The following is a 15,045-nucleotide window of genomic DNA, read 5'->3' as shown; positions in this document are numbered from 1 at the left end:
ACGAACAGCGGGCCTTGAACGCCGCCCTCGTCCAGGCAACGCAATGCAAATCTACGGAGTTCGCGCGACCCATGGCTGAAGATTATCTGCTCACGCAATACGCCGTAACCGACCTCGCCGCGATCACCCGGGGACGCGGCGCCTGGGGAACCGAGGACGAGGGGCTCAAGAGCAGCGTCGGCTGGGTTCCGATCAACCAGGTCATTTCGCCGTTCGACGGAATCCCCGCATCGAACCCCTGGGGATCGCACGGCGATTGCCGCCTCCGCCCCGATTCGGACAGTCTGGTCGACGTCGCGCTCGAGGGCGGCCCCCGTCTGCGCTTCGCACTATGCGACATCACCGATCTCGCCGGAGACGAGGCCGGGGTCTGCGCGCGCTCCTTTCTGCGCAGGATGATCGAAGCGCTCGGCGCACGGGGTTTGCGGATCATGGCGTCCTTCGAACAGGAGTTCTGGCTGCGGTTGCCGGGCGCCCCCACGGCCACCCCCGGATTCTCGCTGCAGCGCGCGATCGGCCACGAACCTTTCGGATCGTCGCTGATGGCCCTGCTCGAACGGGCCGCGATCTCGCCCGAAATGCTTTTGGCGGAATTCGCGCCCGAGCAGTTCGAGCTGACGCTCGCCCCCGCCTTCGGCCTTGCCGCCGCGGATCGCGCCGTTGTGTCGCGCGAACTGACGCGCGCGGCGGCGCGCCATGCCGGCGGCCACGCTTCGTTCGCGCCCACCCGCGCGCCCGGCGGCATCGGCAGCGGCGTGCATGTCCACCTGTCGCTGTGGGACATGGACGGAAAGCCGGTCCTGCACGATCCCGACGGCCCGGGTGGGCTCAGCGCGATCGGCCAGGCGTTCAGCGCCGGTGTCGTCCGGCACATGGCCGCGCTCTGCGCGCTGACCGCGTCCTCGGTGATATCCTACGAGCGTCTGCAGCCCCATCGCTGGAGTTCGGCCTATACCTGCATGGGAGACCGCAACCGCGAGGCCGCGCTTCGCATATGCCCGATCGTTTCGACCAGCGCGACGCCGCCCGCCAGCCAGTTCAACGTCGAATATCGCGCGGCGGACGCCACGGCCAACCCCTATCTCGTGCTGGGCGGTCTGATCGCGGCCGGGCTGAACGGTATCGCGGAGAACCTGGACGCGCCGCCGCTGATCAATACCGACCCGTCCGAAATGGCGCAGGCCGATCTCGATGCGCTGGGGATCAAGCGCCTGCCCCAGTCGCTGGACGAAGCATTGGATCGGCTCGAAGCGGACGACGTGCTGTGCAGCGCGCTTGGTGCCCCCCTGGTTGAGGCCTATCTCCTCGCCAAGCGACACGAGGCGCGGGAGTGCGCCGAGATGACGCTGGATTCCACCTACGCCGCATACGCCGAAATCTACTGACCGACATCCACCGAGCAGCGCAACGATGAACCCGCTTCGAGACACCCCGCTCACCGATCCTGCGAAGACGGCGCTGCTCGTCGTCGACGTCCAGTATGAAGTCGCCGCGTTCGGTTATGGCGACTTCGCCGGGGTCACACGGGAGACGCTGCCGGAAAACAGGCGCTACTATATGGATCGGATCGAGAAGGCGCTTTTGCCCAATATCCGATCCCTTCAGGACAATTTGCGGCGCGTTGGATCGGAAATACTGTTCACCACGGTTGAAAACCTGACCGACGACGGCCGCGATCGCAGTCTGGATTACAAGATATCGGGGATCAATGTTCGAAAAGGATCGCGCGAAGCGCAGGTTCTGGACGAAATAGGCCCCGAACGCGACGAAATGCGCTTCGCCAAGTCCACCTCAAGCGTATTCAATTCCACGAACATCGAATATGTGCTGCGCAATCTGGGGATAGAGAGGCTGATAATCGTCGGCCTGCTGACCGACCAATGTGTCATTTCGGCGGTTCGCGACGCCTGTGACCTCGGATTCCTCGTGGTCGTTCCCGAGGATTGCTGCGCCACCTACACCCCGGAGCGCCACCAATGGGCGCTCGAACTGACCCAGGGATATTGCAGGCTGACCGACACGGCATCCCTGCTCGAGGAAATAGGCCGCATGTCGACAGACGCGCCGCGAACCGAGGCCTGACCTCTCGGCGTCCGCAGGGTTGCAGCCGCCGGCTCCCCGCGACACCGCTAAGGGCTGGCATATTGCCGGTCTGGAGCCTTCAGGATCCGGATCGTTCCAATAGTCAGGAGCGGAACGACGTAGATCAACGCGAACAGGATCGAAAGATAGGCGTAGGCCTGCGCGATCAGATCCACCAGGCCCACGGATGCCAGCGCCGTGCTCGACACCAGCGCGGCGCCCGCGAGCACGGCATGGCCGCGCTTGTTCATCGGGGCGCCCGTGCGCTGCTGCATCCATGTATCGATGCGCTCTATCGCGCCGTGCAGCACGCCCACTCCCGTCTGCGCGATCATGATGAACAGCACCAGCACGTAGGCGTCGAGGAACTCCGGCGAGGTCAGTGCTTCGATCATGAAGTAGGTGGGCAGCGCCTCGCCAAGCACCTGCGGATAGCCGACCAGAAAGGTAAGGTGAAAGCACACCGCGGGTGCCATGCCCACGAGTCCCGCGATCAGGCCCGCCGTCATCGTCTCGGCCCGGGTCTGCAGATGCGATCCGCAGAACAACAAGAGGGGGATGAAGCCCGTGTTGGTTATCGCGTATTTCAGGCCGTCACCGAATGCACCGGGGAACGAGGACCCGCAATCAAAGGCGCGCTCAAGGCCGGCTCCGTGCGAACCGAGGACAATGGCCAGCAGGACCGCGAGGATCGCAGCAAGTGCGGCCACGCTGTAGACCATCGAGCGCTCGACCATCTCGCGGCCTCCGTAATTGAGCGCGACGACCAGCAACAGCAGGATCACTCCGCCGGCCAGCGAGGGCAGGCCGAAACGCGAATTGAGCACCGCGCCCGAAGATGACGCGCAGATCGCCAGCGCGGTGATGACGGTAAGCGTGATGACGACTTCATAGACCACCCAGCCGCGCCCCAGCAGCAGCCTGAAGAAGCCGCGATACTCGTAGGTGCGATAGAGCCGCGCGAGTTCGAAGCTGAGCGCGAGGCAGATCGCATAGACCGCGGCGATGACCGCCATCGACACGAAGCCTCCGGCCGGGCCGTGCCGGGTCATGAACTGGACGACCTCGCGTCCCGAACCGAAGGCTCCGCCGAATAGGACCGACAGGAATACCGCCGACGGGGTCAGCGCGACGCGGATCAGCCACGGCATGGCGCAAGCCCGGCGGGTCGGGGCGCAAGATGGAAAACGCGAACGCCGGGGCGGCGCGCCTTGTCCATCTCCTCGCCCCGTGTCGGCTGCCTGAAGCGACGCGATTTCATCGAACCGAAACGTCGAGCGGTTCGACCGGGTCGGGTTCGAGCCAGCCCAGGCCTTGCAGGAAGCCGTCGGTGCGGCGGCTCGTGTCCTCGGCCCAGCGTTCGGTGTTCAAGCCGAGCGAGGGCTCGTCGAGCGCGATCCAGATCTCGGTGAATCCGTGCGGCGCGCCGCCATAGAGCACCAGTTCGCACTGGGCTTCCAGCGCCCTGGCGCGATCGCAGAATTCGATCGTCGGATCGAGAATGGCTGGGATGTCGTTCTTGCCCTGGAATATGATCGTGGGGGGCAGGTTCCGATCGAGGTGGTGCAAGGGCGACATCGCCGGGCCCTGCTCGGCATCGGTCTTGCCCTGGTTCGCGGCGATCCGTGCGACCGCTTCGGGCGAGCCGGAGTCGAGCCCGGGATTGTAGAGCACGAGCGCGTTGGGCTTCGGGTCGATCCGACGATCATCGGCGGGATCGTCGAAACCGGGGACGAGAGCGGCCGCTGCGACCAGGAACGCCCCGGCGGAGCTTCCGACCGCCGCGATCCGCGCGGGATCGATGTTGAGTTCCTCGGCATGGCCGCGCACCCAGCGCATCGCTGATTTGGCATCCCCGACCTCTTCGCCGATCGTCGAGCCCGGCTCGCGGCACTTCACGCGATAGTCGACGAGAACCGTGACCAGTCCACGCAAGGCAAGGTGCGTGGCCTGCGTCTGGAAGCGGCGAATGTCGCCGAAGATGAAGCCGCCCCCGTAGAAGAACACCACCGCAGGCGATTTCACCGCCGGGTCGCGCCCAGCCGAGGCGAAGACGTGGAGGCGAAGTTCGGTATTACCGACCGTCTTGTAGACGTAGGGCTTGGCCCCGTTGATGTGCAGCGGTTGTGGGTCGGTCGCCTCGCCGGGGGCGCACATGTCCTTCGCGAAACTCGGCGTGGGCATGGAGCAGGCAAGCAAGGCGGCAAGGACACCGGCAAGATGGCGTGGTCTGGCGAGTTTCATGATCGTGGCCTCAATTTTCGGGGATGGACTGTTGAAATGCGTGCGGCTTGCGGGCGACGTCGGCCCCCAGCCTAGAAGGAGAAGTCGAGCCTGGCATACCAGTAGCCGCCGTCGATGCCATAAGGGCCGAAGGTGAGCGGCGCGTTCACCACCGCGCCCCCATCGGTGAGACCGCCGGGCACCAGTTCGACCACATTGGGCTTTTTGTCGAAGAGGTTCTGCGCGCCGGCCGAGATCTGGACCTGCGCGTTCAATTCGTAACCGATTTCCAGGTCGGTAATGGCGGCGCCGTCGACCACGGCCCGATTGAGCAGGCCGTTGTTCAGGTAGGCGACCGACTTGGTATAGAACGTCTCGCGGGCCGTGACGGAGAAACCTCCCAGGCTCCAGTTGACTCCCGTGATCAGCTTGAGCTTCGGCGTCACGGTGGTCAGAAAGCTGTCCGACTGGCCATCGGCGATGGAGGCACCGTAGGCCTGAAGGGGGGCGGGCGTCTGGGTCGGCTTGGTGATCTTGGTATCGGTGTAGGCGCCCGAAAGAGTGAAGTTCGCGCGCCCCATGCCTTGAAAATCGGCGGCGTAGCTTGCGGTGAAGTCGACGCCGCGCGTCCGAGTCGTCGGGCCGTTGATGAAGGACGACACGGCAACGAGGGGAACCGAACTGTCCACGCCGAAGCCGCTGGCCACGATCGCCTGCCAGACGAGGTCGTCCGCGTCGAATCCCACGCTCTTGGTGAGGATGTTCGCGGTCCCGACGATGCGGTCGCGCAGTTCGATCTGATAGGCATCGGCCGTGACCGTGAGACTGGGCAAGGGCCGCAGGACCAGGCCCGCCGAATAGCTGGTCGACTTCTCGGGCTCGAGCGGTTCGATACCCAGCAAGCCGGCGGCGGCCGAATTGGCGGCAAGCCTCACGTTCGCGGATAGCGGCCCAACGCCGACCTGCGTGTAATAGGCCTCGGCCAGGGTAGGAGCGCGGAACCCCGTCGATGCCGTCCCGCGAATGGCAATCGCGGGGGTAAAATCGTACCGCCCGGTCAGCTTCCAGTTGGTGGTCTTCCCGAAATCGGAGAAGACCTCGTGCCGGACCGCCCCGTCCAGCTTCAGCCCGTCGACCGGCGTCAGCGCCAGGTCGGCATAGAAAGCGCGGCTGTGGCGCGCATGGCCGTCGGCGGCCTCCGGTCCGAAGCCGGGGAATGCCGAGGCGCCCGTCTTGTAGTAGGATGCCGGCTCGCCCTGTTCGATCTCGTAGGTGTTGCGGCGATATTCGCCGCCGAAGGCGAGCGTGGCGAAGCTCCCGAAATCGTGCGAGATGTCCAAGTTGCTGGTCCATTCGCTTGCACTGAACGCCCCGTCGTAGAAGTCGCGCTGGCGCGAGCCCGTCTCGACGAACAGATCGGCATTGACCGAGCGCTTGGTGTAGGCCCTGACCCGGTCATGGCCATTGGTCGTGCTGATGTCCCAGCGCCACGCCGAAATCTCGCCGCGCAACCCGCCGGTTATCGCCGAATCCCGTTCGCGGAACGCCAGGATCGGCACGAATCCGTTGCGCGCGAAGATGGCCGACGGATCGCTCGCCGCGATCGCGTTGTAGGTCGCGATGTCCACGCCGCCGGCATAGATCCCGCTTCCGGTGGAGACGACCGCGTTCGGCGTGCGGTAATAGGCCCGCGACTCGGCGTTGCGATAGCCGGTGGAACCGAAGCCATAGAACTCGATGGCGTCGGTCAGTTCGTAGGCCGCATTGAACGACCCTACGCCGAAGCGTGACCGGGCCCGCCCATAGGCGGGCGTCACGTTGGGATAATCCTCGGCCGCGAGGATGTCGGCGAGATACGCTCCGGTATAGCCGGCGGGCGGGTTACCGTCGAAGCCGGCCGCGCGCAGATCCTGGTCGCCGCGGCGCGTGCCGTCGCTCTTGCGGTAGAAGGCGGTCATGTTGAGATAGCCGCGCGAGTTGCTCCAGCCGTAATTGAGCCCGCCCGAATAGATCAGGCCGCCGCGCGAGTAGTTCTTGCCGCCGGTGACGGAAAGGCTGCCGCCCTCCTTCTGCTTCAGAATGATGTTGATGACACCCGCGACCGCGTCGGAGCCATACTGTGCCGCCGCACCGTCCTCGAGCACTTCGATGTGGTCGATCGAGATGGCGGGGATGTAGTCGAGATCGGGAGCCGCGCCGCCCTGCGACGGGCTCGACCCGACTTGCAGGTTCGCACTGCCGTGGCGCCGCTTGCCGTTCACGAGGATCAGCGTGTGGTTCGGGTTCAGCCCGCGAAGTGAGGAACTCAGCGTGAGCTGAGCGGCATCGGAGCCGAAGGACGCGGTCCGAAAGGAGGGCACGAGTTGCGCCAGAACCTGATTGAGATTCGGTTGGCCAACGTGGGACATCATCTCGTCGCTGACAAGCTTGATCGGAGCCGCGCTCTCTGCCGCGGTGATGCCCGATTGCCGAGTTCCCGTGACGATGATCGCGGAAGCCTCGTCGTTGACGCTGCCCTGCGCAGAGGAATCCTGCGCCGAGGCGGCGGTTTGGCTGAGAGAGTACACTGCTATTGCACAAGCAGAGGCCACCGGATACTTCATGATACCCCCCTATAGTTAGTTTACGCCTCTCCCCCGTCGGATCATTATAATTTCTATATATTTTCGCGCATCGCTTTCTTTTCTCGGCGCAATTGATTGTGCGCCGGAAAGCTTCTGCCCGCCAACTTAACTTAAGGCAGGCAGTACTAATTGTGTTCTCTAAGACGTGATACGTCTCGGTTATTAATGAGGATGATAGAGAGCAAAGCCCGATCGATAAGTTCAAAGAACTCGCCCTAATCGACGAGTTCGATTCACCAGTTCGGCTCGGCGCCTTGCCGTCGGCCGGCTTGGGCCAGGCCACGACAGGCTCTGAAAATTCCATATTTTCAACGCGATGCGCTTTGTCAGCCGCCCCGAGTCCGCCCAGCCTCAACGCGAGGAGGCTTCCGGCCATCGGGTACTTGCGGCGCGACCGGCGGCCGCGCGACCTACTCCGTTGGCAAGCAAGCAAAACTTTCGGTTCCATCCGCGGTTTGATGGCTTATCCCTGCGCGAGCAAAGGAACGCTGCATGACAGGAGCGATGACAGAGACGGCAAATGGCTGATCGGGTGCTGCCATTGAGGGGCATCTCGGTGTTCGAGGCGGCTGCCCGCGCCTCGAGTTTCCAGTCCGCCGCAGAGGAACTCAATCTCACCCCGTCTGCCGTCAGCCACCAGATCCGCCTGCTGGAGGACATTCTTGGCGTACGGCTGTTCGATCGTGTCGGCCGGGGCGTGACCCTGACTCCGGAAGGCGCGGAATATGCCCGTGCCGTGCGGCAGAGCATCCGCCGCCTGCGCGCCGCGACGAGCGACATCCGGGCGCGGGGCAAGGCGGGCGCGCATATCGAGGTGGTCAGGATAGAGATGCCTCCCTCCTTCGCCCATTGCTGGCTCTTGCCGCGCCTGCATGGCCTGCTGGCCGCGCTGCCCGAGGTGGACATCCGGGTGAATGCGCAAGGCAGCCACCTGCAGGGCGATCGCATCCCGCTCCAGCTTTCGGCGGATGCGCCCGCCGACCTGCAGATCGTTTATGGAGACAGGGACATCTGGGAGGACAGGGCGCAGCTTCTCCTGTCAGAAGTCTTCCAGCCCTATTGCGCGCCGGCGGTGCTGCAACGCCATGGCATCGACGCACCCGAAAAGCTGCCGATGCGGATGCTTGTCAGCACGGCCCAGAACGTCGTGACATGGGATGAATGGCTTCAGTTGCAGGGCATCGAGACCGATCATGGTCCGCTGGGCGCCATCCAGATGGACCCGTCGCACCTGGCGATCGGCGCGGCGGCCAACGGGGTGGGCATCGTCCTGGAAAGCAGCGTGCTGGTCGACCAGCAAGTGGCGGACGGGACGCTCGTCGCGCCCTTTCCCCAGCTCAGCCGTCCCGGCGTGAGCTACTGGGTCTATACGCCCTCGGGTTCGCGCCCGCGCGCCTGCGTCGAGGCAATCCGCGATTGGTTCGTGGCCGCGGCCGGTCCGGCGATATGACCGGACAAGGTCCAAAGCCGCGCTGCGGCATCGGCGCCATCCACCGTACCGCTCACGGCTCGCCGTGCCGCCCGACCCGAACCGGGCCGGCGGCCAGATGGGAGTCGACGGCGGCGGAAATCGCGGTGTCGAGCACCTCCAGCGCGAAATCGATCTCGTCCTCGGTCGAGGTGATCGGCGGTGCAAGCCGCATCACGCCCGCCGAGTAGGCTCCGGTGATGTTGGCTGAAACGCCGAGCTCGAGCGCGACCTCGGTCACCTTCGAGGTGATGGCCGTCGCGCTTTGCCCCGCGTAGGGCACGAATTCGATCCCGAGCAACAAGCCGCGGCCGCGCACGTCGCCAATGCACGGGTGTTTCTGCATGAGCGTCTGCAACCCCCTCAGCAAGCGGCTGCTCAACATCCTGGCATTGTCGATCAGCCGGTCGCGCCGGATGACCTCCAGCACCTTGAGCGCGACCGCCGCGGGCAGCGGATCGTTGACATGGGTCGTCACGAACATGAAGCCTCGCTCCTGCGCGATCTGCGCGATCGCATCGCTCGTCGAGAGCGAGGACATGGCCATGCCCGCTCCCAGTGTCTTGGACAGGAGCACGATGTCGGGGACGACGCCGTCGCGTTCGAAAGCGAACATCTCGCCGGTCCGGCCCAGACTGGTCTGCGCCTCGTCGACGATGAGCAACATGCCCCGTCGCTCGCAATGCCCCTTGAGCGCCTTGAGATAGCCCGTCGGAAGATCGATGATGCCGCCCGTGCTGAGCACCGGCTCCGCGATGAACGCCGCGAGATTGCCGGTCGACTGGCGGTCCAGGAGATTGAAGCTGTCATCCAGCTCCTGTTCCCAGGTCACGCCCGGGAAGCGAGGGTGGAAGGCGTTGGGGGCGGGAATGGCGAACGCGCCGGGCATCAACGGCCCATGGCCGCGCCGCCCGATCGAATAGGTGGCGGACGCGGCGGCCCCGGTGGACCCGTGGTACGACTGGGCGAAGGCCACGACCTCCCACTTGCCGGTCACGACTTTGGCGAGCCTGATGGCCGCCTCGACCGATTCTCCGCCCGTGGACAGGAACATCGAGCGCGGAAGCTCCGGCAGCAGTTCCGCAAGCGCCGCCGCCAGTTCCACCACCGGCCGTGAGATCATCATGCTGAACAAGTGATCCAGCCGCCCCGCCGCCTGATGCAAGGCCTCGACCAGGTCGGGATGAGCGTGGCCCAGGACCGAACTCATCTGGCCCGACGTGAAGTCGAGCACCTTGCGGCCCGAGGCATCATAGAGCCACGAACCCTCCGCGCGTTCTGGAACGAACGAAGTGAAATCGCCGCCGAGGCCCATGTAGCGGAGCAGATTTCGATCCGCCGTCTTCCAAAGGGAGACCGTTGCCTCTTGCGCGGGGCCGTTCATCGCTGGGAGTGCTCCTTCCGATACCTTACGTCGAAGATGCGCGACGTTTGCGTTCGCGGAAGGATTAGCGCGCCGATGCTGAGGTCGATAAGCGCAAATACTTCGCTCTGACTGGTGAGCAAATTTGTCCGGTCCAAAGAAGCCGGCCGTTATGCACAGTGCCATGGACCAGGAAGCGCACGACTTCGCGCCTCCGACCGGGCGGCGCGTGCCACAAGGTCGGTCCTTGGAACTCGGCGTTACGATGACCCGCGCCCTGGCAAGGCGCGCAAGGCCCATCAACGTGCGCCCGAGGCGCCTATCCGGGGCGAGCCGGCCTACTCTCCCGGGTTCGCCTGCGCCGCTTCGACGATCCGCAGGATGTTGCCGCCCCACATCTTGGCGAGGTCCGCTTCGCTGTAGCCGGCTTCGAGCAGCCGCTGCGTCACCTGCGGCAACGCCGAGATGTCGTCGAAGCCGGGAAAGCCGCCGCCGCCGTCCCAGTCGCCGCCGAAACAGGTGTGATCGACGCCAGCGACCGCGATGACATGGAGCACCTGCTGCATGTACCGTTCGAAATCGACGCTCCACATTGGTTCGGTCTCGTCAAGCGCACGCCATTGGCGGGCCAGATCGGCCTGCTCGGCGGGCGTCATCGTATCCATGTGCTCATAGGCTTCGAACAGCTTCGCGCGCTCGGGGCCCAGGTGCATCTCGGACAGGTAGATGGTGCTGACGCAGATCGCGCCGCCCTTCGCCGCCAGCGCGCGGATGCGATCGTCGTCGAGGTTGCGCGGCTGATCGCTGGCCCAGCGCGCGCTCGAATGCGACAGCAGGATCGGGGCGGTCGACAGGGCGAGCATCTGGTCGAACGTCTCGTCCGAAGAATGGCTCGCGTCGATGACGATGCCCAGCCGATTGGCCTCCTTCACCCACTCGCGGCCGAGCGGGCTGAGGCCATGCCATCTGGGCTTATCGGTCGCGCTGTCGGCGAACTGGTTGTTGGCGCCGTGGACCGGTCCCATCAGCCGCACGCCGCGATCGTGAAACTCCCGCATCAGAGCCAGATCCTCGCCGAGCGGATAGCTGTTCTCCATGCTCTTGAAGGCGATGAGCTTGCCCGCCGTGGCCGCCGCGCGGGCCTCTCCGGCCGTCGTCACCCGCGCGATCCGCTTGGGATAGCGTGCGAGCGTGGTGTCGATCAGATCGGAGCGCTTGCGCGCGAAAGCGAGCGCGTCGGCATAGCCTTGCGGCGTCAGCGGCCCCTGATCGGTGTAGATGGCGAAGAATCCGCCATCGAGATCGCCCTCTTCCATCCGCTCCATATCGACCTGCACCAGGTCCGTCGCCGGATCGTGGTGCGCGGCGAAATCCCATCCCGGCCGCTGGAAATGAAGCGGCGTATCGAGATGCGTGTCGAGGACGATCAACCGGTCGTGCAGCGATTTCGCCTGTTCCAGCGTCGGTATCGGCGTGGTCGCGCATCCGGCGAGCAGCAGCGCGGTGAAGGGGATCAGGCGTTTCATTTCGCAGTCTCCACGGGCCGCAGATCGAGATCGCGGTAGTCATAGCTGAAATCGGCGATCGGACTTTCGACGCGCGTCTTCACGCGATCGACCGAGCCGTCGTCGTTGAGCTGGAAGGTCACGATCGCGTTTTCGATGTCGGTGTCGCTGAAGCGGGTGACGAAGCTGTCATACTGGTAATGCTCCAGCCGCCCGGCCATGTCCGGCGTCGTGGTGAAGTCGATCGTCAGCCGGTCGCCGTCGCGGCCGATTTTGACATCGCCATACCAGGGATCGCGATAGGTGCCGACATAGCGCTCGAGCGGCAGCGAGGGGCCTACCTTGGCCGCCTCGGAATGCGAAGCGGCGAGCGCTTCCTTGCCGCCCGCGACCATCGCGTTCATGAACTCGTCGAACCGGCCGAACCAGTCCTCGGGCGCGCGGCCGGTGTAGTGGTCGAGCAGCTCGTACATCAGGCCGCGGCGCAGCTCCGATTCCTCGGAATTGACGACGATCGCGAAACCGACATCCTGATCGGGCAGCAGCACGACCATCGTGATCGACCCGTAGACGCCGCCGCCATGCTCGATCACCTTGACGCCGTGATAGTCCTCGACCGTCCAGCCGAGCGCATAGCTGTTGTAGCTCGGCAGCGCGGCGTCGATCGGCGCGGGCCAGGCGGCGAGCGGCATCGGCGTCACCGGCGTCCACATCTCCTTCGCGGCCGCTTCGCTGAAAAGGCGCCCGCCCTCGGGCAGCGCGCCGTGGCCGAGCTGGATCTGCAGCCAGCGGGCGAGCTCGGTCGCGCTCAGCGCGAGACCGCCGGCGGGCGCGGCGTTGGCGCTGATGAAGACCTTGCGTTCGTCGAGCGCGGTGATCGGGCCGTCGCCCCGGATCACGCCGCTCACCCGCGCATGGGGATGCGCGCGATTGGGATCGGCGAGCCGGGCTTCGTTGGTCGCCGTGGCGCGGTCCATGCCCGCCGGGCGCAGCAATTCGTCGGTGATGAAATCTTCCCAGCGCTTGCCGGTGACCTCCTCGATCAACTGCCCGGCGGCGGTGTAGAGGATATTGTCATAGGCATAGCCCGAGCGGAAACTCGTCGCCGGCTTCATGTAGCGCAGCCGCTCCACCGTTTCCTTGCGCGAAAGCGAGGCGCGCGGCACGAACAGCAGGTCGCCCTGGCCGAGGCCGAGACCGCTGCGATGGGTGAGCAGGTCGCGCACCGTCATCTCGTTGGAAACCCAGGGATCGTACATGCGGAACCACGGGATATGGTCGATCACCTTGTCGTCCCAGCCGAGCTGGCCGCGATCGACCAGCAGCGCGAGCGCGGCGACGGTGAACGCCTTGCCCGACGAGCCGATCTGGAACAGCGTATCGGCGTCGACCGGCGCCGGCTTGCCGATCTCGCGCACGCCCCAGCCGCGCACCAACGCCGGTTCGCCGTGCTCGACAATGGCGATGGCGATGCCCGGCGATCCGCTGCGCTGGCGCAATTGCTCGACATGCGCGGCGAAGCCCGCGGGCGGATCTGCCAGCGCGGTGCCGGGCAGCGCGGCGAGCAGCAACGCGGGCAGCGCGACGGCGCGGCGAAGGGTCTGGATCATGCGGTTGCCTCTTCCGAAGGGTGTGCCGGGGCCCGCAACAGGCGTGCTGCTCCGAGAGTGAGTACCGGCAGGACGAAGATGATGAGGAACAATAGGGCAAGCAGCCGATAGCCGCCGGCGATCAGCGCGACGAGGCCGACGCGGTCGGCGACGAACATGCAGCCGACCAGCAAGGCTCCGCCGAGAAGCGCGCGCGGACCGGCGCCGAAACGGCGCCCGCGCGCCTCGAACAGGCCCGCGACGCGCTCGTTGATCGAATGGACCGCGCCGACCCCGCTTTCGAGCAGCGCGATGAAGATCATGCCCTGGAACGCCCAGTGAAAGACGGGGGCGTTGAGGCGGCCGAGCAGGAAGTCCGACGGCAGCGTCTCCTCGCCGATGCCGGGATAGAAGCCGACCATGCAGATGAAGAAGAGGATCGCGGGCAGCATTGCCAGCGGACCGGCGAGCGCACCGGCGATCAGCGCGTCACGCCGGCTGGTGAGGTGACGCAGCACAGGCAGGATGACGACGGCGCCGACGATATTGTAGCTGGCATAAGTGATCCCGCCGGTGATCCAGCCATCACTCGGCGCGGGCGTTTCGAACCCGGCGAGAATGCGATCGCCGAAGCTCGAAAGCGAGAGGAGCAGGAACGCGGCATAGACGCCGTAGAGCGTGATCGACGCGAATTTGAACAATCGCTCGACCGTCGCCTCGCCGAACGAGGTCACGAACAGGATCGCGACGGCGAGCAACACGGCACCGACGAGGCTCGGCCAGCCGAACATCGCTTGTCCGATCGCCCCGGCCGTGGCGCCGAACACCGCGAGCACGAGAACGATGAAGACGAGATAGGCGAACTCGAACAGGCGCCAGCCGGGGCCGAGCAGCCGCAAGAAGAAGGCGCGATAGTCATAGGCATGCGTCATCTGGGCAAAGGCGAAGGTGACTGCCGCGATCAGGCTCCACATCGCCATCGCCAGGACCATGCCCGCAAGCCCGCCCCTCGGGCCCGACCCCATGAAATATTCGGCGAGCTCGCGTCCGGTGGCATAGCCGCCACCGATGATGAACGCCTTCAGCGCGAAGCCGGGCAGCAGGAAACGCTGGAACCAGCTTGCCCCTGCCACCCGCTCGCTCATGCCGGCCCCAGGCAGGCGTCGACCAGCGCGTCGAATGCCGCGCCGCCGCGGATCGGATCGGCCACGGGCAAGCCCAGCCGCCCGGCCTCCGCGGCGATATGCGCGTGCGCGTCGGCCTCCGCCATTTCGCTGGTGTTGAGCGCGACACCGCCGCACCGGATCGCCGGATTGACCCGGCGGCCAAGCCGTAGCGTGAGGTCGATCACCTCCTCGACGCTTGGCAACGGATAGTCTTCGAGCCCGACGACATGCGATCGCAGGGGGCTGTGGCAGACCACGAACACATCGGGCTGACTGCCATGCAGCAGCCCCAACGACACCGGCGAATAGGCCGGATGGAACAGCGATCCCTGTCCCTCGATGACATCCCAATGCGCCGGATCAGCGTCGGGCGAGAGGATTTCGGCCGCGCCCGCCTCGAAATCGGCGACGACCGCGTCCATCGGAATGCCCGAGCCCGCGATCATGATCCCGGTCTGGCCGCTCGCGCGGAAATCGACCTCGATTCCGCGAGCCGCGAACGCGCGCCAAAGCGAAAGCGCGGTATACTTCTTGCCCAGCGCGCAATCGGTGCCGACGGTCAGCAGCCGCATGCCGCTGCGCTTGCGTCCCGTCGCGACGGGAATTCCCGGCGGCGGCGTGCGGATGTCGATCAGCCGGCGGCCGTGCCTGCGTGCCGCGTCGGTGAGCGCGGGCACGTCGGCGAGGCGGGCATGAAGTCCGCTCACCAGATCGAGCCCGGCCTCGAGCGCCTCGACCAGCGCCGGAACCCAATCGGCGTTGATCACGCCGCCCTGATTGGCGACGCCGATCACCACGGACCTGGCGCCGGCGCCATAGGCCTCGCGCGGGGCCATGTTTGGCAGCCCGGTCGTGACCTCGCACCCTTCGACGCCATATTCGCCGATGCACAGCTCGCCCGCCCAGTCGCGCAGACCGAAGGCGGTCTTGGCGAATTCCGGATTGCGCGTATCGCCGAGGAAGAGAAGATAAGGACGCGGCAGCAACAGGGGCTCCGCGGCCCGGGCTTGGAACGGTGCGTTCAT

Annotated in this window: 11 protein-coding genes; 3 read left to right on the top strand and 8 right to left on the bottom strand. The window is 65.7% G+C overall.

What is annotated here, in order from left to right:
* The first annotated feature begins 71 nt into the window (after window positions 1-71).
* Both B2G71_RS00135 and B2G71_RS00130 read left to right on the top strand, forming a co-directional pair.
* Window positions 72-1,385 carry a glutamine synthetase family protein gene (locus tag B2G71_RS00135; protein WP_098103757.1) on the top strand — a complete coding sequence of 438 codons (1,314 nt, stop codon included), beginning with the start codon at window positions 72-74 and terminating at the stop codon, window positions 1,383-1,385.
* Between the two features lie 25 nt (window positions 1,386-1,410).
* Window positions 1,411-2,082: an isochorismatase family cysteine hydrolase gene (locus B2G71_RS00130; RefSeq protein ID WP_098103756.1), complete on the top strand. Its 672-nt coding sequence runs from the start codon at window positions 1,411-1,413 to the stop codon at window positions 2,080-2,082.
* Window positions 2,083-2,129: 47 nt separating this feature from the next.
* Here the strand turns inward: B2G71_RS00130 and B2G71_RS00125 are convergent, their stop codons facing one another.
* From B2G71_RS00125 to B2G71_RS00115, 3 genes are all read right to left on the bottom strand, one after another.
* Window positions 2,130-3,233 carry a hypothetical protein gene (locus B2G71_RS00125; RefSeq protein WP_098103755.1) on the bottom strand — a complete coding sequence of 368 codons (1,104 nt, stop codon included), beginning with the start codon at window positions 3,231-3,233 and terminating at the stop codon, window positions 2,130-2,132.
* 106 nt (window positions 3,234-3,339) lie between these two features.
* Window positions 3,340-4,326: an alpha/beta hydrolase gene (locus B2G71_RS00120; protein WP_098103754.1), complete on the bottom strand. Its 987-nt coding sequence runs from the start codon at window positions 4,324-4,326 to the stop codon at window positions 3,340-3,342.
* Window positions 4,327-4,397: 71 nt separating this feature from the next.
* The gene (locus tag B2G71_RS00115) at window positions 4,398-6,872 is read right to left on the bottom strand and encodes a TonB-dependent receptor (RefSeq protein WP_168176201.1); all 2,475 of its coding nucleotides are present in this window, start codon (window positions 6,870-6,872) and stop codon (window positions 4,398-4,400) included.
* 577 nt (window positions 6,873-7,449) lie between these two features.
* Between B2G71_RS00115 and B2G71_RS00110 the strand changes: the two genes are divergently transcribed.
* Window positions 7,450-8,379: a LysR family transcriptional regulator gene (locus tag B2G71_RS00110; RefSeq protein ID WP_098103752.1), complete on the top strand. Its 930-nt coding sequence runs from the start codon at window positions 7,450-7,452 to the stop codon at window positions 8,377-8,379.
* A 52-nt stretch (window positions 8,380-8,431) separates the two neighbouring features.
* Here the strand turns inward: B2G71_RS00110 and B2G71_RS00105 are convergent, their stop codons facing one another.
* Genes B2G71_RS00105 through B2G71_RS00085 form a run of 5 tightly spaced genes read right to left on the bottom strand, consistent with a single transcriptional unit; the run spans window position 8,432 to window position 15,045 of the window.
* Window positions 8,432-10,060: an aspartate aminotransferase family protein gene (locus tag B2G71_RS00105; protein ID WP_206049218.1), complete on the bottom strand. Its 1,629-nt coding sequence runs from the start codon at window positions 10,058-10,060 to the stop codon at window positions 8,432-8,434.
* 38 nt (window positions 10,061-10,098) lie between these two features.
* Window positions 10,099-11,286: a membrane dipeptidase gene (locus B2G71_RS00100; protein ID WP_098103750.1), complete on the bottom strand. Its 1,188-nt coding sequence runs from the start codon at window positions 11,284-11,286 to the stop codon at window positions 10,099-10,101.
* Window positions 11,283-12,875, bottom strand: a complete 1,593-nt coding sequence (locus B2G71_RS00095; protein ID WP_098103749.1) for a serine hydrolase — start codon at window positions 12,873-12,875, stop codon at window positions 11,283-11,285. Before B2G71_RS00095 ends, B2G71_RS00100 begins: the two co-directional genes overlap by 4 nt.
* Window positions 12,872-13,999 carry a hypothetical protein gene (locus B2G71_RS00090; RefSeq protein WP_098103748.1) on the bottom strand — a complete coding sequence of 376 codons (1,128 nt, stop codon included), beginning with the start codon at window positions 13,997-13,999 and terminating at the stop codon, window positions 12,872-12,874. The genes B2G71_RS00095 and B2G71_RS00090 overlap by 4 nt, the downstream gene beginning before the upstream one ends.
* Window positions 13,996-15,045: a DUF1611 domain-containing protein gene (locus B2G71_RS00085; RefSeq protein WP_098103747.1), complete on the bottom strand. Its 1,050-nt coding sequence runs from the start codon at window positions 15,043-15,045 to the stop codon at window positions 13,996-13,998. Before B2G71_RS00085 ends, B2G71_RS00090 begins: the two co-directional genes overlap by 4 nt.

Origin of the sequence: Novosphingobium sp. PC22D (genome assembly GCF_002556635.1) — a bacterium.
Lineage (GTDB): Bacteria > Pseudomonadota > Alphaproteobacteria > Sphingomonadales > Sphingomonadaceae > Novosphingobium.
This window is presented reverse-complemented; position numbering and strand designations above follow the sequence as displayed.